The 20,596-nt window shown below is 64.0% G+C and carries 16 protein-coding genes and 1 tRNA gene; 14 read left to right on the forward strand and 3 right to left on the reverse strand.

All coding sequences use genetic code 11. The annotated features are described in order from the left end of the window. Positions 1-3 precede the first annotated feature (3 nt). From hisF to pyk, 12 genes are all read left to right on the forward strand, one after another. Entirely contained in the window at positions 4-765 is a 762-nt protein-coding gene (gene hisF / locus CXY73_RS19745) for an imidazole glycerol phosphate synthase subunit HisF (RefSeq protein ID WP_104139293.1), read from the forward strand. Continuing rightward, a complete protein-coding gene (gene hisI, locus CXY73_RS19750; protein ID WP_104178678.1) occupies positions 765-1,130 on the forward strand; it encodes a phosphoribosyl-AMP cyclohydrolase in 366 nt (121 codons plus the stop codon). The genes hisF and hisI overlap by 1 nt, the downstream gene beginning before the upstream one ends. Next, positions 1,127-2,677, forward strand: a complete 1,551-nt coding sequence (locus CXY73_RS19755; RefSeq protein ID WP_104139298.1) for an anthranilate synthase component I — start codon at positions 1,127-1,129, stop codon at positions 2,675-2,677. Before hisI ends, CXY73_RS19755 begins: the two co-directional genes overlap by 4 nt. An 11-nt stretch (positions 2,678-2,688) precedes the next feature. Next, entirely contained in the window at positions 2,689-3,321 is a 633-nt protein-coding gene (locus tag CXY73_RS19760) for a Trp biosynthesis-associated membrane protein (RefSeq protein WP_104139301.1), read from the forward strand. Between the two features lie 74 nt (positions 3,322-3,395). After that, positions 3,396-3,626 carry a DUF6704 family protein gene (locus tag CXY73_RS19765; RefSeq protein ID WP_104139304.1) on the forward strand — a complete coding sequence of 77 codons (231 nt, stop codon included), beginning with the start codon at positions 3,396-3,398 and terminating at the stop codon, positions 3,624-3,626. A gap of 19 nt (positions 3,627-3,645) precedes the next feature. After that, complete coding sequence (gene trpC / locus CXY73_RS19770; RefSeq protein WP_104139308.1) at positions 3,646-4,416, forward strand: indole-3-glycerol phosphate synthase TrpC; 771 nt, start codon at positions 3,646-3,648, stop codon at positions 4,414-4,416. Further along, entirely contained in the window at positions 4,417-5,643 is a 1,227-nt protein-coding gene (gene trpB, locus CXY73_RS19775) for a tryptophan synthase subunit beta (protein WP_104178679.1), read from the forward strand. It begins immediately after the preceding gene. Further along, positions 5,640-6,473 carry a tryptophan synthase subunit alpha gene (trpA, locus tag CXY73_RS19780; RefSeq protein ID WP_104178680.1) on the forward strand — a complete coding sequence of 278 codons (834 nt, stop codon included), beginning with the start codon at positions 5,640-5,642 and terminating at the stop codon, positions 6,471-6,473. Before trpB ends, trpA begins: the two co-directional genes overlap by 4 nt. A 93-nt stretch (positions 6,474-6,566) precedes the next feature. Beyond that, positions 6,567-7,556, forward strand: coding sequence for a prolipoprotein diacylglyceryl transferase (gene lgt, locus CXY73_RS19785; RefSeq protein ID WP_104139429.1), 990 nt, complete (start codon positions 6,567-6,569; stop codon positions 7,554-7,556). Between the two features lie 165 nt (positions 7,557-7,721). Continuing rightward, positions 7,722-12,299 (forward strand): glutamate synthase large subunit, encoded by a 4,578-nt coding sequence (gene gltB / locus CXY73_RS19790; protein ID WP_104178681.1) that lies wholly within the window; start codon positions 7,722-7,724, stop codon positions 12,297-12,299. Further along, positions 12,292-13,749, forward strand: coding sequence for a glutamate synthase subunit beta (locus CXY73_RS19795; RefSeq protein ID WP_104139318.1), 1,458 nt, complete (start codon positions 12,292-12,294; stop codon positions 13,747-13,749). Before gltB ends, CXY73_RS19795 begins: the two co-directional genes overlap by 8 nt. Positions 13,750-13,815: 66 nt before the next feature. Next, entirely contained in the window at positions 13,816-15,261 is a 1,446-nt protein-coding gene (gene pyk, locus CXY73_RS19800; protein WP_104139321.1) for a pyruvate kinase, read from the forward strand. Positions 15,262-15,318: 57 nt separating this feature from the next. Here the strand turns inward: pyk and CXY73_RS22150 are convergent, their stop codons facing one another. Continuing rightward, on the reverse strand, positions 15,319-15,489 hold the full coding sequence (locus CXY73_RS22150; RefSeq protein ID WP_158253163.1) for a hypothetical protein: 171 nt from the start codon (positions 15,487-15,489) through the stop codon (positions 15,319-15,321). A 186-nt stretch (positions 15,490-15,675) separates the two neighbouring features. Further along, positions 15,676-15,758 (reverse strand) — tRNA-Leu (locus CXY73_RS19805). A gap of 38 nt (positions 15,759-15,796) precedes the next feature. On the opposite strand from CXY73_RS19805, the gene CXY73_RS19810 reads away from it, so the two are divergent. After that, a complete protein-coding gene (locus CXY73_RS19810) occupies positions 15,797-16,402 on the forward strand; it encodes an ANTAR domain-containing response regulator (protein WP_035879545.1) in 606 nt (201 codons plus the stop codon). A gap of 135 nt (positions 16,403-16,537) precedes the next feature. After that, a complete protein-coding gene (locus CXY73_RS19815; protein WP_104178682.1) occupies positions 16,538-20,152 on the forward strand; it encodes a bifunctional RecB family nuclease/DEAD/DEAH box helicase in 3,615 nt (1,204 codons plus the stop codon). Here CXY73_RS19815 and CXY73_RS19820 read toward each other — a convergent pair. After that, on the reverse strand, positions 20,149-20,574 hold the full coding sequence (locus tag CXY73_RS19820; protein ID WP_104139432.1) for a hotdog fold thioesterase: 426 nt from the start codon (positions 20,572-20,574) through the stop codon (positions 20,149-20,151). The genes CXY73_RS19815 and CXY73_RS19820 overlap by 4 nt on opposite strands. Positions 20,575-20,596: the final 22 nt, after the last annotated feature.

A 20,596-nucleotide genomic window follows, 5' to 3' on the forward strand; every position in this document is an offset into this window, starting at 1 on the left:
GCGATGAGCCTGAGTGTGCGCGTCATTCCCTGCCTCGACGTGGCCAACGGTCGTGTCGTCAAAGGGGTCAAGTTTCAGAACCTGCGCGACGCCGGCGATCCGGTCGAACTCGCGCGCCGCTATTACGAGCAGGGCGCAGACGAGTTGACCTTTCTCGACGTCACGGCGACCGTCGATAACCGTTCGACGACCTATGACGTGGTGAGCGCGACCGCCGAGCAGGTGTTCATTCCGCTCACTGTCGGCGGTGGTATTCGCAGTGTCGAAGACGTCTCGCGGCTGCAGGCGAGCGGTGCCGACAAGGTCGGACTGAACAGCGCCGCCATCGCCCGCCCGGCGCTAATCGCGGAGATCGCCGATCGGTTCGGCGCCCAGGTGATTGTGCTCAGCCTCGATGTGAAGCGATCCGCTCGCACAGAGAGCGGCTTCGTTGTCACGACCCACGGCGGCCGCACCGAAACCGATCTGGATGCTGTGGCCTGGGCCCGGCAGGCGATCGAGCTCGGCGCCGGGGAGCTTCTGGTGAATTCCATCGACGCCGACGGAACCAAGGCCGGCTTCGATATCGACCTCATCGGCCTCATGCGTGCGAACAGTCGGGTTCCGGTGATCGCTTCTGGCGGGGCGGGACGCGCCTCAGACTTTCCGCCGGCGATTCGAGCCGGTGCGGATGCCGTGCTCGCGGCATCCGTTTTTCACAACCGACAATTGACCATCGGCGATGTTAAGCGAGAACTCGCCGCCGAGGGAATGGTGGTGCGCTGATGAACGATCAACTAACCGATCAGCTTGACGCCGCGGTGTTCAACGACGCCGGGCTGCTGCCCGCGGTTATTCAACAGTGGGACACTCATGAGGTGCTCATGCTCGGATGGATGAACCGGGAAGCGCTGCGCCGCACCCTTACCGAGGGGCGCGTCACGTTCTGGTCGCGCAGCCGCCAGGAATTCTGGCGCAAAGGCGATACCTCCGGCCACGCTCAATACGTTCACTCCGCTGCCTTCGATTGCGACAACGACACCTTGCTGGTTCAAATCGACCAGGTCGGAGCCGCCTGCCATACCGGCAGCCACACCTGCTTCGACGGGCGCGACCTCGGCGCGATCACCATGGAAAGGCCCACGGAATGAGCGGTAGCAGCCCCTCAGGATCCCGCACCGCGGGCTCGACTGCCCGCGTCCAGTTCGATGCGCTGATCGGCGAGCACCGGGTCATCCCGGTCATCCGTGAACTCTTCGCCGATGGCGAAACCCCGGTGGGCATCTACCGCAAGCTCGCCAATGGGCTGCCCGGCAGCTTTCTGCTCGAGTCCGCCGAACAGGGCGGCATCTGGTCGCGATTCTCCTTCGTCGGTGTCTCCTCGTTCGGAGTGCTCACCCAACAGGGCGACGACACCCGGTGGATCGACTATGGGCTCTCCGCCGAGCGCGCGCTCGGGTCTGCGGCCTCCCTCGGCCCGCTCGCGGCGCTGGCGTACCTGTTCGACCGCTGGCAGACGCCGCGGCTGCCCGAACACCCGCCACTGACCGGCGGGCTGGTCGGCTTCATCGGCTGGGAGGCGATTCGTCAGATCGAACGCCTGCCGCACCAGCCGCCCGCCGACTACGACGTTCCCGGCCAGTCCTTCAGCTTCGTCGCCGACCTGGTCGTGCTCGACCACAAATACGGCACCGTGCAGCTCATCGCCAACGTGCTGAACGACGGCACCGACACGCCCGACAAACTCTGGGCTGCCGCGACTGAGCGCCTCGATTCGCTGCAGAGCCGACTCGCCGCGCCCAGCGAGGCGTGGCTGGCCGAGGTCGACCTGCAAGCGCCGAGCGCACCCACCAACCGCACCACCCGCGACGATTTTCTGTCGGCTGTCAACATCGGCAAGCAGCACATCGTCGACGGAGACGTGTTTCAGGTGGTTATCTCGCAGCGCTTCGACCAGGTCTGCACCGCGCACCCGATCGACGTCTACCGGGTGCTGCGCAGCCTCAACCCCAGCCCGTACATGTATCTGCTCAGCCTCGAAACCCCGAGCGGCGATCCATACTGGATCGTCGGATCCTCACCGGAAGCGCTGGTCAAGGTGCAAGACCAACGCGTTTTCACCCACCCGATCGCCGGTTCCAAACCGCGGGGCACAACACCGGATGCCGACGCCGACTATGCGATCGAGCTCGCCGAAGACCCCAAGGAACGTGCCGAACACCTCATGCTCGTCGACCTCGCCCGCAACGACCTGCTCAAGGTATGCACGGCCGGCTCGGTCGAGGTGACCGAGTTCATGCGCATCGAACGATTCAGCCACATCATGCACCTCGTCTCCTCGGTCGAGGGCAACCTGGTTCCTGGCAAGACCGCGATCGATGTCTTCCGGGCCACCTTCCCTGCCGGTACGCTCTCTGGTGCGCCGAAACCGCGGGCGCTCGAGATCATCGACGCTCTCGAACCGGCCCAGCGCGGTGTGTACGGGGGCGTGGTCGGCTATTTCGGTTTCGCCGGCGATGCCGACCTCGCCATCGCCATCCGCACCGCCACGATCAAGGACGGCATCGCGCGGGTGCAGGCCGGCGGCGGCGTCGTCACCGACTCCGACCCCGCGTCCGAGTACCAGGAGTCGCAGAACAAGGCGGCAGCCCCGCTGCGAGCAGTCGCCGTCGCCAACGTCATGCGCAGGGTGTACTAGTGATAGAACGAATGTCCGCGCGTCGCCTGAAACTCATCCTCATCTTCGCCGTTTTGGGCGCGAGTTCGCTCGCCCTGTTGGCCTGGACTCAGGTATGGGTGCAGGCCGAAGTCGGACTCCCCGACGCCGGCACTCAGGTCTTGCAGATCGACGGAACCATTGCCGCGCCGGCGCTGACCGCCCTCGCGCTGTCCGGATTCGCCCTCGCTGCGGCACTCACCATAGCCGGTCGGCTCATTCGCATCGTGCTCGGCGCGCTCGAGGTACTCCTCGGGTTCTCGGTGTTTCTCGCCGCGTTCCTAGCGGTGCAAGACCCCGCCGATGCCAGCGCCGCAGCGGTGACCGCCGCTACGGGAATAGCCGGCCACGAATCGATTCAGCTGAGCGTGCTCGGGACGGTCGTCACTCCGTGGCCGTACGTGGCGATGAGCGCTGCAATCGTCATGGCGGGTGTTGGTGTGGCCGTCATCGTCACAAGCGGTCGGTGGCCGGGTCCGACCCGAAAGTATCAGGCCGTTCGGTTTGAACAGGTCGCTTCGCCCGACGGTGCACAACCACTGGCAACCCCGGCCAAAACTGCCGCAGGCGACTCCGTCGGTGACTGGGACGACCTCAGCCGCGGCGATGACCCGACCGCACGCTGAAGCGCTCGCGTCCGCTCCGCTAGACTTAACCCGCTTGTCAACGTACACAGCAGAATGTATTTATGAGGAGAACCATGAGCATCGATCTGTCAGATCCCGGACACGGCCACTCCCCGGCAGCCTGGACTGCTGTCATCATCATGCTGGTCGCGGTCACCATCGGCACGACCGCATTTTTCTTTGAGCTGCACTGGCTGGTCTGGGCCTCCTTCGGCCTGCTGCTCGCCGGCCTCGTTGTGGGCTATGTGATGAGCAAGGTCGGCTATGGCGTCAACACCATGACCGCCACGCCGCACGGTCACTGACCGGCTGCGCTGCCACCTGGTGCTCCAAGAACTTCTCGCCGGCGCGGTTTCCGACGCCGAAGAACGCCTACTCACTCGCCCGTTCGCGAGCGTGGAGGCTGCTGCGCGTATCCGCGCGCCCGCACTCGACGCCCTGCACGCCCTTGCTCCCGCCGAACGGGTCAAGATTCTCGCCGAGATCAAGCGGGCGAGCCCGAGCCGCGGCGCCCTCGCGGCCATCACCGATCCCGCAGCGCTGGCCGTCTCCTATGAGGCCGGCGGGGCAAGCGCCATTAGCGTGCTCACTGAGGGGCGACGCTTTCACGGCTCGCTGACCGACCTCGAGCAGGTGCGCGCCGCGGTGAGCATCCCGATTCTGCGCAAGGATTTCATCGGAACGCCGTACCAAGTGTTCGAAGCCCGCGCGGCCGGAGCCGATCTGGTGCTGCTGATCGTTGCCGCTCTCGACCAGCCCACCCTGCTGTCCCTGCACGACCTCATCCGTGAGCTTGGTATGACGGCGTTGGTCGAAACACACAGCGGGGATGAGGTTAGTCGTGCCCTCGACATTGGCGCCAGCCTGGTCGGGGTGAATGCCCGCAACCTGTCCACCTTTGAGCTTGATCCGAACCTGTTTGGCACTCTCGCCGACAAAATCCCTTCCGGCGTTATTCGCGTCGCCGAGTCCGCCGTCAAGACGGCAGTCGATGTCGCGCACTACCGTGCGTCCGGAGCTGATGTTGTTCTGGTCGGCGAAGCGCTCGTCACGAGTGATCCCATCCGAACCCTCTCTGAGTTTTTGGCGGTATAAATGTCTTTGCGAAAAGAATCTTTGCGTGCGGAATCCGGCCCATATTTTGGTGAATTTGGCGGCAGGTTTGTACCGGAGTCCCTCGTTGCAGCGCTCGATGAACTCACCGCGGAATACGAACTCGCCAAGAAGGATCCAGCTTTCGCCGCGGCGCTGATGGACCTGCACATTAATTACACCGGTCGCCCGTCCATCATTACCGAGGTGCCTCGATTCGCCGAGCATGCCGGCGGCGCCCGCATCATTCTCAAGCGTGAAGATCTCAACCACACCGGATCGCACAAGATCAACAACGCTCTCGGCCAAGCTCTACTGACCAAGCGCATCGGTAAAACTCGAGTCATCGCCGAAACCGGAGCTGGCCAGCACGGGGTCGCCACTGCAACCGTCGCCGCCCTGTTCGGGCTCGAATGCGTCGTCTATATGGGGGAGGTCGACACCGAGCGGCAGGCCCTGAACGTGGCCCGTATGCGCTTGCTCGGTGCCGAGGTCGTACCGGTGAAGACCGGCTCCCGCACCCTGAAAGACGCGATCAACGACGCCATGCGTGACTGGGTCACCAACGTCGAGACGACCAACTATATTTTCGGAACCGTGGCCGGGCCGCATCCGTTCCCTGCCATGGTGCGCGACTTTCAAAAGATCATCGGCGAGGAGGCTCGCCAGCAGGTCCTCGACCTGACCGGCAGCCTGCCGGATGCCGTCACGGCCTGTGTCGGTGGCGGCTCAAACGCCATGGGTATCTTCCACGCTTTTCTAGACGATGCCGATGTCGCGCTGTACGGCTATGAAGCGGCCGGCGACGGCGTCAATACACCGCGCCACGCGGCGACCATCACCAAGGGACGCCCGGGTGTGCTGCACGGCGCCCGCAGTATGCTGCTGCAAGACGAAGACGGCCAGACCGTGGAATCGCACTCGATCTCAGCGGGTCTCGACTATCCCGGCGTTGGCCCAGAGCACGCCTGGCTCGCCAGCATCGGCCGGGCCGGCTACCTGCCGATCACCGACGACGACGCGATGAGCGCCCTGCGGTTACTCAGCCGTACCGAAGGAATCATCCCGGCGATTGAATCCTCACACGCCCTGGCTGGATCGCTCGAGCTCGGCCGTCAGCTCGGCCCGAACGCGACCATCCTGATCAACCTCAGCGGCCGCGGCGATAAAGACATGGAAACAGCTGGCCGGTATTTTGACCTGCTCGATGAAGGCGCGGAACAGTCATGACGACTCGAGTCACCAGCAATGTGGCCAGCACGGTCGAACAGACCATCGCACAGCGACGCACCGAGGGTGGCGGCGCTCTCATCGGCTACCTGCCGGTAGGTTTCCCGACCCTGACTGAGAGCATTGACGCCGCCGTGGCGCTCGTAGTCAATGGCGTCGACATCATTGAACTCGGTCTGCCGTATTCGGACCCCGTCATGGACGGCCCGGTCATTCAGGCTGCCACGCAGCAGGCCCTGGCGAACGGGTTCAAGCTGCGCCACGGATTTGAAGCCGTCAAGGCGATCTCCGCCCAGGTTGACGCCCCCATTCTCGTGATGACGTACTGGAACCCAGTGGTGCAGTATGGCGTCGAGCGTTTCGCCGACGACCTGCGTGTCGCGGGTGGTGCTGGCCTGATCACCCCCGACCTCATTCCCGACGAGGCCTCAGATTGGATGGCCGCCAGCGAACGCACGGGGCTGGACCGGGTGTTCCTTGCCGCGCCGTCCTCGTCGGATGCCCGATTGGTTCAGGCTATTAAAGCAAGCCGGGGCTTCGTCTACACCGTCTCGACGATGGGCACGACCGGCGCCCGCGCCGGCGTCGATGCTGCCGCTCGTATTCTGGTGGAACGCCTCCGTGGTGTCGGCTGCACGAGTGCCTGTGTGGGTCTGGGCATCTCTACCCCTGAGCAGGTACGGGAAATTCTCCGCTATGCCGACGGTGCCATCGTCGGGTCTGCCCTCGTAAAGGCGCTCACCGACGGGGGAGTGACCGCCGTAGCGCGGTTGGCCCTCGAACTCGCCGCGGGTGCGAGCGATATTCGCCCGGCCTCCGCGCTCCAATAAGCGCAGGCGCGCTTTACACTAAATTGTTCGAGGCGATCGATTATTTCGCCCCAAGTGACGCAAGTCACGATGAGAGGTAGTACCTAGGTGTTGTTGAGTCTCCTGAGCACGAGTATTCCGAGTCCCGAGTGGCGGTTTTTCGACCTCGGCCCGTTCCGCATCCACGCCTATGCGCTGTGTATTCTCGCCGGAATCATCCTCGCGACCATCATCACCTCGCGCCGCTTGACGAAGCGCGGTGCCGAGCCGGGTGTCGTGCTCGACATCATTCTGTGGGCCGTTCCGCTCGGCATCGTCGGAGCCCGCATTTACCATGTGCTGACGCACCCGGGGGACTACTTCTTTGAGGGAGCGGACCTGCTCCGCACCCTTTATATTTGGGAAGGCGGAAACGCCATCTTCGGGTCGCTGATCGGCGGCGCCGTCGGCGCATATATCGGCTGCCGGATGGCCGGCATCCGTTTCTGGACCTTCGCGGATGCTGTTGCTCCCGCACTGTTGGTCGCTCAGGCCACCGGTCGGCTTGGCAACTGGTTCAACCACGAGTTGTTCGGGCTGCCGACGACTTTGCCGTGGGGCCTGGAAATCGAGTCGGGCAATGCCGCCTTCCCGGTCGGACTGCCGGCCGACACCCTATTCCACCCGACTTTTCTCTACGAAGTTATCTGGAATCTGATCGGCGTCGCCGTCATCCTTTATCTTGAGCGTAAATTCCGTCTGCGTTTCGGTCAGACGCTGGGCGTCTATCTCATCTGGTATGGACTGGGTCGCAGCTTTTTTGAGTCGATTCGCATCGACCCGAGTGAGATCTACTTCGGAATCCGCACCAACGTCTGGGCCGCTCTGGCCGCTATCGCGCTCGGCCTCGTGATTATCCTCGTGCAACGCCACCGCCACCCCGGACTAGAGCTCAGCCCTTATATTCCCGGCCGGGAATGGATTGGTCCGGACGCTGGGGTAGAGTTCGATGACAGCGATTCGGATGATCTTGATCAAAGCTCCGCAGATCAGAGCGATGATGCCGATGATCACACCGAATCGACCGAGGCCGCAGCCACAAGCACGAGCGCGTCGCGTCTGTAGAATCACGTCGGTTGAATCCCAACCGGAACACTCGTAGAGGTGCCCGGTCAAGGCAAACTCGAACAGGGCCAAACCCGATCAGGGCTCCCGCTACAAGTCCCTGCACACATTTCCTTCGGGCCAGCGTCGTCCCTTACTGCCAGTTATTTCGTGAGGACGGTCTCAATGCCGCAGAAACCTCTCTATTCCCGCTTCAGTAGCATGCCCGAAGCGGCCGGTTTGTACGACCCAGCCGCCGAACGTGATGCGTGCGGCCTTGCCATGGTGGCGACCTTGCGGGGCACCGCCGGGCATGACATTATTACCCAAGCCCTCGACGCGCTACGCAATCTTGAACACCGCGGAGCGGTCGGTTCCGACGCCGGAACCGGTGACGGTGCCGGCATCATTACCCAGATACCCGACGCATTCCTGCGCGCCGTGACGGATTTCGCGCTTCCGCCCGTTGGGCAGTACGCCGTCGGTAACGTCTTTCTGCCGACCGACCCGACCGCGCGCACGGCCATCAAGCGGGCCATCAGTCTGATCGCCGACGAGGAAAGCCTGACCATCCTCGGCTGGCGTGAGGTTCCGGTGCACCCGGAAGATCTCGGCAACCAGGCGCGTGCGAACATGCCGGCTATCCAACAGCTGTTCGTGCAGAGCGTGCGAACGACCGAATCCGGCGACCTGCTCGCCGACATCGCACTCGACCGGCAGACCTTTCGGCTGCGCAAGCGCGCGGAGCGTGAGCTTGAGATCTATTTCGTCTCGCTGTCCTGCCGCACCCTTGTCTACAAGGGCATGGTCACCACCCTGCAGCTCGAACCGTTCTACCCCGACCTGTCGGACGACCGATTCGTGTCGACTCTCGCCCTCGTGCACTCGCGTTACTCCACCAACACTTTTCCGTCCTGGCCGCTCGCCCAGCCGTTCCGCATGATCGCCCACAACGGCGAGATCAACACGGTGCAGGGAAACCGCAACTGGATGCGAGCCCGCCAGTCCCAGCTCGAGTCCGAGCTGCTCGGTGACCTCGCCCCCCTGCTGCCGATCGTCACGCCCGGCACGAGCGACTCGGCCTCCTTCGATGAGGTCGTTGAACTGCTCAGCCTGTCGGGTCGATCCCTGCCGCACGCCATCATGATGATGGTGCCCGAGGCTTGGGAGAACCAGACCGATCTCGATGACGAACGTCGTGACTTCTACGAATACCACTCCATGCTCATGGAACCGTGGGACGGACCGGCTGCGATCGTCTTCACCGACGGTTCTCTCGTCGGTGCCACCCTTGACCGCAACGGCCTGCGTCCCGGTCGCTACCTCATCACCGACGACGGCCTCGTCGTGCTTGCAAGTGAGATCGGCGTGCTCGGAATCGATCCGGCACGGGTTGTGCGCAAGGGCCGCCTGCGCCCCGGCCAGATGTTCCTGGTCGATACCGTGGCCGGCCGCATCATTGACGACCGGGAGATCAAAGCCGAACTGTCGGCCAGCGAACCCTGGGGCGACTGGCTGCAGAAGGGGCGCATCAACCTCAAGGACCTTCCGGAGCGGGAACATATCGTGCACCCGCCGGCATCCGTTGTGCGTCGTCAGCGCACCTTTGGCTATACCGAAGAAGAGGTGCGCATTCTGCTCACCCCAATGGCACGCACCGGAGCAGAACCACTCGGCGCCATGGGCAGCGACACCCCCATCGCGGTGCTGAGCGACCGCTCACGTCTCATATTCGACTACTTCACCCAACAATTCGCGCAGGTCACCAACCCGCCGCTCGACTCGATTCGCGAAGAAGTCGTCACGAGCCTTAAGCTCGGTCTAGGCCCGGAACGCAACCTGCTCTCGGCGGGTCCTGAGCATGCTCGCCAGGTCATTTTGGATTTCCCGGTCATCGACAACGACGAACTGGCAAAGATCCAGCACATCGACCCCGCCGTCGGAAGCCGCACCACCACAACCGTCCGCGGCCTGTACCGCTTCGAAGAGGGCCCCGACGCCCTGGCCAATCGACTCGCCGCGATCTGCGTCGAGGTTGACGAAGCGATCGAAGCCGGCGCGCTGTTCATCGTGCTGAGCGACCGCGATTCCAACAAGGACCTCGCCCCGATCCCGTCGCTGCTCATGATCGCCGCAGTGCACCACCACTTGATCCGCACCGAAAATCGCATGAAGGTCGGCATCGTGGTCGAGGCCGGCGATGTGCGCGAGGTGCACCACGTGGCTCTGCTCATGGGCTACGGCGCCTCTGCCGTCAACCCCTACCTCGCTATGGAAACCTGCGAAGACCTTGTGCGCAGCGGCATCATCACCAACGTCACGCCCGAAAAGGCTGTGCGGAACGTGATCAAGGCTCTCGGCAAGGGTGTGCTCAAAATCATGTCCAAGATGGGCATTTCTACCGTGTCGTCCTACGCCGGCGCGCAGACCTTCGAGGCCGTCGGCCTGGCGCAGTCCTTCGTGGACCAATACTTCACCGGCACCACGAGCAAGCTCGGCGGCGTCGGCATCGACGTGATCGGCGTCGAAAACCTGGCGCGGCACGCATCGGCTTACCCCATGGATGCCGCGGTGACCGCACACGAGCGGCTCGCGACCGGCGGGGAATACCAATGGCGCCGGGATGGTGCCCCACACTTGTTCAACCCGGAGACCATCTTTCGGTTGCAGCACGCGACCCGCACCCGCCGTTACGATATTTTTCGCGAGTACACGAAAATGGTCGACGACCAGGCCGAATCGCTGATGACGCTGCGCGGTATGTTCACGCTCAGCGCCGGCCAGCGCACCCCCGTGCCGCTCGACGAGGTCGAATCCGTTTCGCAGATCGTGAAGCGATTCTCGACCGGAGCGATGAGCTATGGCTCAATCTCGCAGGAGGCACATGAAACCCTCGCCATCGCGATGAACCGGCTCGGCGGCAAGTCGAACACCGGTGAGGGCGGCGAGGACCTCGACCGTTTGCTGGACCCGTCCCGGCGCAGTGCCGTCAAGCAGGTAGCCTCCGGGCGGTTTGGCGTGACCAGCATGTACCTGACGCACGCCGATGATATTCAAATCAAGCTCGCTCAAGGAGCCAAACCCGGTGAGGGTGGCCAGCTGCCGCCCACCAAGGTGTACCCGTGGATCGCCCGTACCCGGAACGCAACGGCCGGCGTCGGCCTTATCTCGCCGCCGCCGCACCACGACATCTATTCCATCGAGGACCTCAAGCAGCTCATTTTCGATCTGAAGCGGGCTAACCCGAAGGCGCGCATCCACACCAAACTGGTCAGCCAATCCGGTATCGGCGCCGTCGCGGCGGGGGTCGCCAAGGCGCTCTCCGACGTGATTTTGATCAGCGGACACGACGGCGGAACGGGCGCCAGCCCGGTCAACTCGCTCAAGCACGCCGGCACGCCGTGGGAACTTGGCCTTGCCGAGACGCAGCAAACGCTCATGCTCAACGGCATGCGCGACCGCGTGGTCGTACAGGTTGACGGACAGCTGAAAACCGGGCGCGACGTTTTGATCGGTGCCCTGCTCGGCGCCGAAGAATTCGGTTTCGCCTCAGCTCCGCTCGTGGTCACCGGATGCATCATGATGCGCGTCTGCCATCTCGACACTTGCCCGGTCGGGGTCGCCACCCAGAACCCGGAACTGCGGGGGCGCTTCAGCGGTCAGGCCGACCACGTCGTGAACTTCTTCGAGTTCATCGCCCAGGAGGTGCGCGAGTATCTCGCCGGACTCGGTTTCCGCAGCCTCGACGAGGCCATCGGACACCGTGAAGTCTTGAATGTGAACCGTGCGCTCACCCATTGGAAAGCGCAGGGGCTTGACCTCTCACCCATTCTGAGCGGACCGGACTTCTCCGAGAGCGAACCACGCAAGTGGGCCAGGGCTCAGGAACACGAACTCGAGAAGCACTTCGACAACGAACTCATTCGTCGCAGCCGGAGCGTGCTCGAACACGGCGGCACAGTGCAGATCGATCTGCCGGTTCGCAATACCGAACGCGCCGTTGGCACCATGCTCGGCTACGAGGTCACCCTGCGGCACGGCGAAAACGGCCTGCCTGCCGGGTCGATCGAGGTCAGGTTGACCGGTTCGGCCGGCCAGTCCTTCGGGGCCTTCCTGCCGAGTGGAATCACCCTGCGGCTCGAGGGCGAATCCAACGACTACGTCGGCAAGGGCCTGTCGGGCGGACAGATCGTTGTACGCCCCCACCGGACCAGTCAGTTCCCGGCCGAAGACAACGTCATCGCCGGCAACGTCATTGGCTACGGCGCCACCCAGGGCAGCATGTTCATTCGTGGCATCGTCGGCGAACGGTTCCTGGTGCGCAACTCCGGTGCCATCGCAGTCGTCGAGGGTGTGGGTGACCACGCACTCGAGTACATGACCGGCGGGCTCGCTCTTATTCTCGGCGAGACCGGGCGCAACCTCGGTGCCGGCATGAGTGGCGGAACCGCCTATGTCTACGGCCTCACCGCCGAACGGGTCAACCGTGATGCGCTGACCTCGGGGGAGCTGCGCCTGCTCGCTCTCGACGGCGTGGACCGCGAGACCGTTCGCGACCTGCTCGAGCAACACCGGAACCAGACCGACTCGGCACTCGCTCAGCGCATGCTGGAGAACCTGGAAGAAACCATGAACGCTTTTGTCAAGGTGCTGCCGCGCGACTACGCGGCCGTGCTGGAGACCAGGCAGACTGCCGTCGATGAGGGACTCGATCCCGACGGTCTCGTCGTCTGGAATCGAATTCTGGAGGTAACCAATGGCTGATCCGAAGGGATTCCTACAGGACACGGAACGTGAGCTTCCCGCGAGGCGGCCCGTGGCCATCCGCTTGATGGACTGGAAAGAGGTCTACGAGCAGGGTGACAGTGCCGTGCTCAAACGGCAAGCCGGTCGCTGCATGGACTGCGGCGTGCCGTTCTGCCACCAGGGCTGCCCGCTCGGCAACCTCATTCCCGAATGGAACGACCTGGTCTGGCGCGACGAGGGCCGAGCAGCCATCGAACGCCTGCACTCGACCAACAACTTTCCCGAATTCACCGGACGGCTCTGCCCGGCGCCCTGTGAATCGTCATGTGTGCTGGGCATCAACCAGCCCGCCGTCACCATCAAGCAGGTCGAGGTGTCGATCATTGACCAGGCCTTCGCTAAAGGCTGGGTGCAGCCGCAACCGCCCGGACGCCTGACCGGCAAGACCGTCGCCGTCGTCGGCTCCGGCCCGGCCGGTCTCGCCGCGGCCCAGCAGCTGACCCGCGCTGGCCACACGGTCGCCGTGTTCGAACGCGACGATCGAATCGGTGGTCTGCTGCGCTACGGCATTCCCGACTTCAAGATGGAAAAGAAGCACCTCGAACTGCGCCTCGCGCAGATGACGGCGGAGGGGACCCGATTCCGCGCCAACGTCAACATCGGTGTGGACATCACCTGGGACGACCTGCGCGCCCGGTATGACGCCGTTGTGGTGGCGACCGGTGCCATGATTCCCCGTGACCTGCCGATTCCCGGGCGCGACCTGCCCGGCGTGCATTTCGCTATGGAATACCTCGTGCAGCAGAACAAGATCGGCGCCGGCGGAAGCCTCGAAGCCCAGATCACTGCCGAGGGCAAACACGTTGTTGTACTCGGCGGCGGTGACACCGGAGCCGATTGCATCGGCACTGCGCACCGCCAGCTGGCAGCATCCGTCACCAACCTTGCCATTGGCAAGCAGCCGGGCACGACCCGCCCGGACAGCCAGCCCTGGCCGATGTCGCCGACCCTGTTCGAGGTGTCGAGCGCGCACGAAGAGGGCGGTACCCGCCAGTACCTCGCGTCGACGGTGGAGTTTCTGGCCAACGACTTGGGTGAGGTGCGTGCCATTCGCATCGCCGAAACCGAATACCTCGATGGACGTCGCGTTCCCAAGGCTGGCACCGAGAAGGAGATTCCAGCTGACCTCGTGCTGCTCGCGATGGGCTTTACCGGCCCGGAATCGGACGTACTCCGCCACCAGCTGAAGCTCCCGTTCGACAATCGCGGCAACGTCGAACGCGACGCCCAATACCAGACCAGCCACGAGGGTGTCTTCGTGGCCGGCGACGCCGGTCGCGGCCAGTCCTTGATCGTCTGGGCCATCGCCGAAGGCCGAGCCGCTGCAGCCGCCGTCGACTCGTTCCTCGAAGGAACGACGCAACTACCGTCTCCCGTGAAGCCCACGGACAGGTCCTTCGCCCTCTAGCCCCTAATTCTTCCGCACTACGCTGTTATTGCGCCCACCGGGCGCGGAAATCGGAGATTCACCAGTATGAGACGCGCAAAAATCGTTGCCACCCTTGGGCCGGCAGCGGCCAGCTACGAGCAGATCAGGGCGCTCATTGATGCGGGGGTTGACGTCTGTCGCATGAACCTGAGCCACGGCAACTATCAGGTGCACGAAAGTGTCTACGCCAACGTGCGCAAGGCCGCCAACGATTCCGGTCGTGCCGTCGCCGTCATGGTCGACCTGCAAGGCCCGAAGATTCGTCTCGGCAAGTTCGAGGGTGGCCCGTACGACCTCGCCGTTGGCGACATCTTCAAGATCACCACCGACGATGTGCTCGGCACCAAGGAGCTTTCCGGTACGACCTTCAAAGGTCTGCCGCACGACGTGCACCCCGGCGATTTTCTGCTCATCGACGATGGCAAGGTCAAGGTGCAGGTCGTTGAAACGGATGGCGTCGTCGTCACGACCAAGGTCATCGTCGCCGGCCCCGTCTCCAACAACAAGGGCATCAACCTGCCCGGCGTGGCCGTCAACGTGCCGGCCCTGTCGGAGAAGGACGAAGCCGACCTGCGCTGGGGCCTGCGTCTCGGAGCCGACCTCATCGCGCTGTCCTTCGTGCGCAGCGCCGATGACATCACCCGCGTGCACGAGATCATGGCCGAAGAAGGGCGACGCGTTCCGGTGATCGCGAAGATCGAGAAGCCGCAGGCCGTCGACAACCTCGAAGAGATCGTCGATGCCTTTGACGCGATCATGGTTGCCCGTGGCGACCTCGGTGTTGAACTTCCGCTCGAAGCCGTGCCGATCGTGCAGAAGCAGGCCGTTGAGATCGCCCGCCGCATGGCCAAACCGGTCATCGTGGCCACGCAGATGCTCGAATCCATGATTCTGAGCCCGGTACCCACCCGCGCCGAGACCAGCGACGTCGCCAACGCCGTGCTCGACGGTGCCGATGCCGTCATGCTCAGCGGTGAGACCAGCGTCGGGGAATACCCCGTCGTCACGGTGCAGACCATGGCCCGCATCGTGGAATCCACCGAAGTACATGGGCTCGAGCGCATCGGCAAGCTGACCAATAAGCCGCGCACCCAGGGCGGTGCCATCACCCTGGCCGCCATCGAGGTCGCCGAATTCGTCGACGCGAAGTTCCTCTGTATCTTCACCGAGTCCGGGGACTCTGCTCGGCGCATGTCGCGGCTGCGGTCCAAAATTCCGATGCTGGCGTTCACTCCGGAGGCTGGCATTCGTCGTCGTCTGGCCCTCACCTGGGGTATCCAGACCTATCTGGTGGAGCCGGTGACCCACACCGACGCGATGTTCGGTCAGGTCGATGACATTCTCATCGGGCAGGGCCTCGCTGAAGTCGGTGACAAGGTCGTCGTCATCTCCGGTTCTCCTCCCGGAATCGTCGGCTCGACGAACGACATTCGCGTGCACCGCGTGGGCGACGCCCACAACGAGGTCGCACCGGCGTACGTCAAGAAGTAGCACCTGACGTAAAAGCCCCGCCCGGATCGTTCCTGGCGGGGCTTTTCCGCGTGCGGTTCAGGAAACGGGTGGACGTTGTTCCCGCGTGTCCAGCCATTCCTGGTGCTGTCTCAGCCCCGAACGGATTGCATTTCGAATAACGAAATAAGCCATCCAAAACCCCAGCGCGATGAGCGCTGGATAGATCAGTAACGCGAGATAGCCCCAAAGGGTAATATTGTTCATCATCGCGGCAGCCTGACAGATGCCGGCGGATCAGCACAATCTGGCGCGCGTCACAAACCCCTGAGGGTGCCGATAAATTGCCGTGATTCGGGCGCCCGGCGGCATAGATTCGTGGCATACCAGTTATCGAAGTGGCTGTGAACATGAAAAAACCCCCGTTTGACCAGGGGTTTTCTCTGTTGAAATAAGTACCGGTGGTGGGACTCGAACCCACACGTCCTTGCGAACAAAGCATTTTGAGTGCTCCGCGTCTGCCATTCCGCCACACCGGCTTACAACTACTCGATCAGAATACCGTAGGCTTTTGCACGTGACCGACCAAGACAGCACCCCCACCCCTCCGCGACGCGTTGTCGTTGCTGAGGATGAATCCCTCATCCGCCTCGACATCGTCGAGATTCTGCGCGACAACGGCTTTGAAGTCGTCGGCGAAGCCGGTGACGGAGAAACTGCGGTCGCCTTGGCACGGGAGCTTCGCCCCGACCTGGTCATCATGGACGTCAAGATGCCCCAGCTTGACGGCATCAGCGCGGCTGAACGCCTCTCCAAGGAGCACATCGCCCCGGTTGTTCTGCTGACCGCGTTCAGCCAGAAGGAACTGGTCGAGCGCGCCACCGAAGCCGGCGCCCTCGCTTACGTCGTCAAGCCTTTCACCCCCAACGACCTGCTGCCGGCCATCGAGATTGCCCTCTCGCGCTACAGCCAGATCATCACCCTTGAGGCCGAGGTCGCCGACCTGGTCGAACGGTTCGAGACGCGTAAGCTCGTCGACCGGGCCAAGGGCCTGCTCAACGAGAAGATGGGCCTGACCGAGCCAGAAGCCTTCCGCTGGATTCAGAAAGCCTCGATGGATCGTCGCCTCACCATGCACGACGTGTCGCAGGCCATCATCGAGCAGCTCAGCGCGAAGAAATAACAGGACTCATCAAATGGAACGGCCCGGCAGATTCTGCCGGGCCGTTCTGCGTTGCGGCCAGGGGACCGCCGGCGGCCTTTCGGATCGTATGTCGGTGGTGTCCGATACGCTCGAAAAAAGAGCAAGGGCGGACGCATGTTTTTACTGGACGGAAGCGTGGTGACAAGCGCGAGTGACCTGAGCGCGGCTTCCGTGTGCGAGTTTGCCTTCTTGCGCCGCATCGACGCGAAGCTCGGTCGCATCGACAGCGTGTCCGACCCGGTCGACGCCATGCTCGAACGCACGTCCCGGCTCGGCGACGAGCACGAACACCGGGTACTCGAACGCTACCGGCAGAGTCATTCCGTCGTCGAGATCTCCCGGCCGGAGAGGATGTCCCGCGCCGTCCTCGTGGCAGCAGCCGACGACACGCGGCTGGCCTTCACCGCGGGCGCCGAAGTTATTTTTCAGGCGACGTTGTTTGACTCCGACTTTGGCGGCTCTGACTTCGGCTCGCCCACCGCAGACATCGCCTTCCTCGGGTTCGCCGACTTTATCGTGCGCCAGAGCGACGAAGCCTGGCTGCTGCAGGACACCAAACTCGCCCGGCACGCCCGAGTCACCGCGTTGCTCCAACTCGCCGCCTACGCGGAGCAACTGGAGCGCATCGGAGTTGCCACGGCTTGCTCGGTCGAGTTGCTACTCGGCGACGGCTCGGTGAGCGTGCACCGGCTCGCCGACATTCGGCCGGTCTATCGCAAACGCCGGCAGCGCCTGATCCAGATCATCACCGAGCGCCTCACCGACACCGAATCCGTCGCCTGGGGAGACCCGCGGTACACCGTCTGCGGGCGTTGCGCCAGCTGTGAGACCGAGGTGCAGGAGCATCGCGATCCGCTGCTGGTTGCTGGGCTACGGCTCTCACAGCGTGCCCGGCTGGCGGCTGGTGATATCCGCACCATTGACGACGTCGCAGCATCGACCGGCAGTATCGACGGAATAGCCGACTCGACGCTCACCACCTTGCGTACGCAGGCGCGGCTGCAGCTGCAGGCGGTCGTGGGCACGGCCCCGCCGATTGACCTGTACAACGCGGGCGCACTTGCGGTGCTGCCCGAACCGAACCCCGGCGATATCTTCTTCGATTTCGAAGGCGACCCGCTCTACTCTGAAGGAGACGCGTCCGAGGGAGACGCGTCGGAAGGTCACGTGACCAAGAGCACCAGCACACAGTGGGGCCTCGACTACCTGTTCGGCCTGGTCGACACCGATGAAACCTTTCGTGCTTTCTGGGCCCACAGCTGGACCGAGGAGAGCGTGGCGCTCACCGACTTTCTGGCCTACCTTGCCGACCGTCGAGCTCGGTTTCCGGGCATGCACGTCTACCACTACGCCGCCTACGAGCGCACTCACCTGCTCAGCCTGGCCGCACGCCATGGCGTCGGCGAAGACCAGATCGATCAGCTGTTGCGTGAGAATGTGCTGGTCGACCTGTATCCGCTGGTGCGTAAGACGATGCGTGTAGGGTCACGTTCCTATTCGATCAAGAAGCTCGAACCGCTCTACATGGGAACCGAATTGCGGGGTGGCGAGGTCACCAACGCAGCCGATTCCATCACCGAATACGCTGCAGTCCGCGACCTGCACGAACACGGAGATCGGGCTGAAGCGCAGCGCATGCTTGACTCCATCGCCGACTACAACCGCTATGACTGCGTGTCAACGCTGCGCCTGCGCGACTGGTTGCTCGCCCTGGCTCGCCGGGCCGGCATCCGCTCGGCCGGCACGCCGCTCAAAGCGGATGCCGACACGGTGGAGCCGTCGCCGGTGCGCGACGCCCTGCTCGCCCTAGCGGCCCCGGCCAGCCACACCCCGCGCACCGCCGACCAGACCGCGGCCGCCTTCGCCGCCGCCGCGATCGACTATCACCGCCGCGAGCAGAAGAGTTTCTGGTGGGGGCACTACTTTCGACTCGAGTATCCGATCGACGAGTGGCAGGACACCCGCGACGTGCTCGTCGTCGAACACGTCAACGTAGACCGTGACTGGTTTAGGGAGGGCCAGCAACGCGTCGACCGCCGACACCTGTGGCTGCGCGGGCGAGTTGCCCCGGGCAGCAGCATCAAACCCGGCGACCAGGCCGGGCCCTATTTGCTTTACAAATACCCGGGGCCATTCCCCAATCCGGACACTTCCGAGGGCGCCCGCACCCACCGCGCAGTGAAAGTGCTCGAGGTCAGCGACGACGGTGGCATCCTGGTCGAAGAGACGCTCCTCAAAGATGTCGCTCGGTATGATCACCGGCCGAGCGCCCTCGCGCCGGCCGCACCGCCCCGGCCGATGCAGCAGAAGCCCGCTATCGATCAGTGGGCCGCTGCCATCGTCGACGCCCAGCCCGGCTGGCCGAGCGACCCGATGGTCGACATTCTGCGCCGCACCCCGCCGCGTACTCGCACGGGGCAGCTGACGGCCATCGCGACCGACGACACCACGATCGACGCCATCACCGTAACGCTGCTTGACCTCGACCACTCCTACCTCGCGATCCAGGGGCCGCCCGGCACCGGCAAAACCTATCTCGGCGCTCACGTCATCACCGCCCTCGTACAACATCACGGGTGGAAGATCGGTGTCGTCGCGCAATCCCATGCGGTCGTCGAGAATCTCCTCGGCGCCGTCGTCTCGGCTGGGCTCGATCTGGCTCTGGTCGGCAAGGTCGTGAAGACCGGTGTTGACCCGGTCGATGCCGCCTTCACGGTACTACCGAAGGACGGCCAGTTGCTCTTCGCGCTCGACCATGCCGCCACCGGATTCGTGATCGGCGGCACCGCCTGGGACTTCAGCAATCCCGCCCGTGTGCCGCGCCACAGCCTCGACCTGCTCGTCATTGACGAAGCCGGGCAGTTCTCGCTCGCCTCAACGATCGCGGCAAGCGTCGGCGCCCAGAACCTGCTGCTGCTGGGCGACCCGCAGCAGCTTCCACAGGTGAGCCAGGGTACCCACCCCGAGCCGATCGACCAGTCGGCGCTTGGCTGGGTCGCCGCCGGCCACGACGTGCTGCCTGCCGACCGGGGCTATTTTCTCGCCGAGAGTCGCCGCATGCATCCGGCCGTGGCCGCTCCTGTCTCCCGGCTGTCTTATGGCGGCCTGCTGCGCGCCAACCCGGTCACCTCGACCCGGTCGCTCGCCGGTGTCGCGCCCGGGCTGCACGCGGTGCCGGTCGTCCACACCGGCAACGCCATCTCCTCACCCGAAGAAGCGGATGCCGTGGTCGTCCTCGTGCAGACCACCCTCGGTCGGCTCTGGACCGACCCGAGCACCGACCGGCTGAACGACTCGCTGACCGAAGCCGACGTGATCGTCGTCACGCCGTATAACGCCCAGCTGGCCCTGGTTCGGCACTCCCTCGACGCTGCAGGCTACCCTGACGTGCGGGTCGGCACCGTCGACAAATTCCAGGGCCAGGAGGCCGCCGTCGCGATCGTCACGCTCGCGACCAGTTCGGCCGAGGACGTACCGCGTGGCCTGTCGTTCCTGATCATGAAGAACCGCCTGAACGTCGCCATCTCACGTGCGAAATGGGCCGCCTACCTGGTCTATTCGCCGGCGTTGACCGATTATCTGCCGGTGACACCGGCCGGCGTCGCCGAACTCAGCGCGTTCATCAGCCTGGTGGAGCCAGATCGCGCAGAGAAGCCAGACCCCGCGGAGAAGCCAGACCCCGCGGAGAAGCCATGCGGTGCGGAGAAGCCTGGCGGCGCGGAGAGCTAGGCTCGCGGCGGCAGGTCCTTGATGATGTTGGTGATGCGAATCGTCGAGCAGCGACGCCCCGCGTCGTCGGTGACCACGATCTCGTGCGTGGTGAGCGTGCGCCCCAGGTGGATCGGCGTGCAGACTCCGGTCACATAGCCGGACGTTGCCGAGCGGTTGTGGGAGGCGTTGATCTCAATGCCGACGGCGAGTTTCCCCGGTCCGGCGTGCAGGTTCGCGGCCATCGAGCCGAGCGTCTCGCCAAGCACGACGTAGGCACCGCCATGCATCAGCATGGCAGGCTGGGTGTTGCCGGCCACGGGCATCCGTGCCACAGCGCGGTCTATCGTGAACTCAATGAACTCCAGCCCCATCTTGTCGGCCAGGTCTCCGCCACCGCGCTGCTGAACCCAGGCGAGTGCATCGTCAGTCGTATTGAACATGATCACCTTTGGTCGGGGGAAC

The sequence above is a fragment of the Cryobacterium sp. Y50 genome (assembly GCF_002929805.1).
In the GTDB taxonomy this organism is placed as follows: Bacteria; Actinomycetota; Actinomycetes; order Actinomycetales; family Microbacteriaceae; genus Cryobacterium.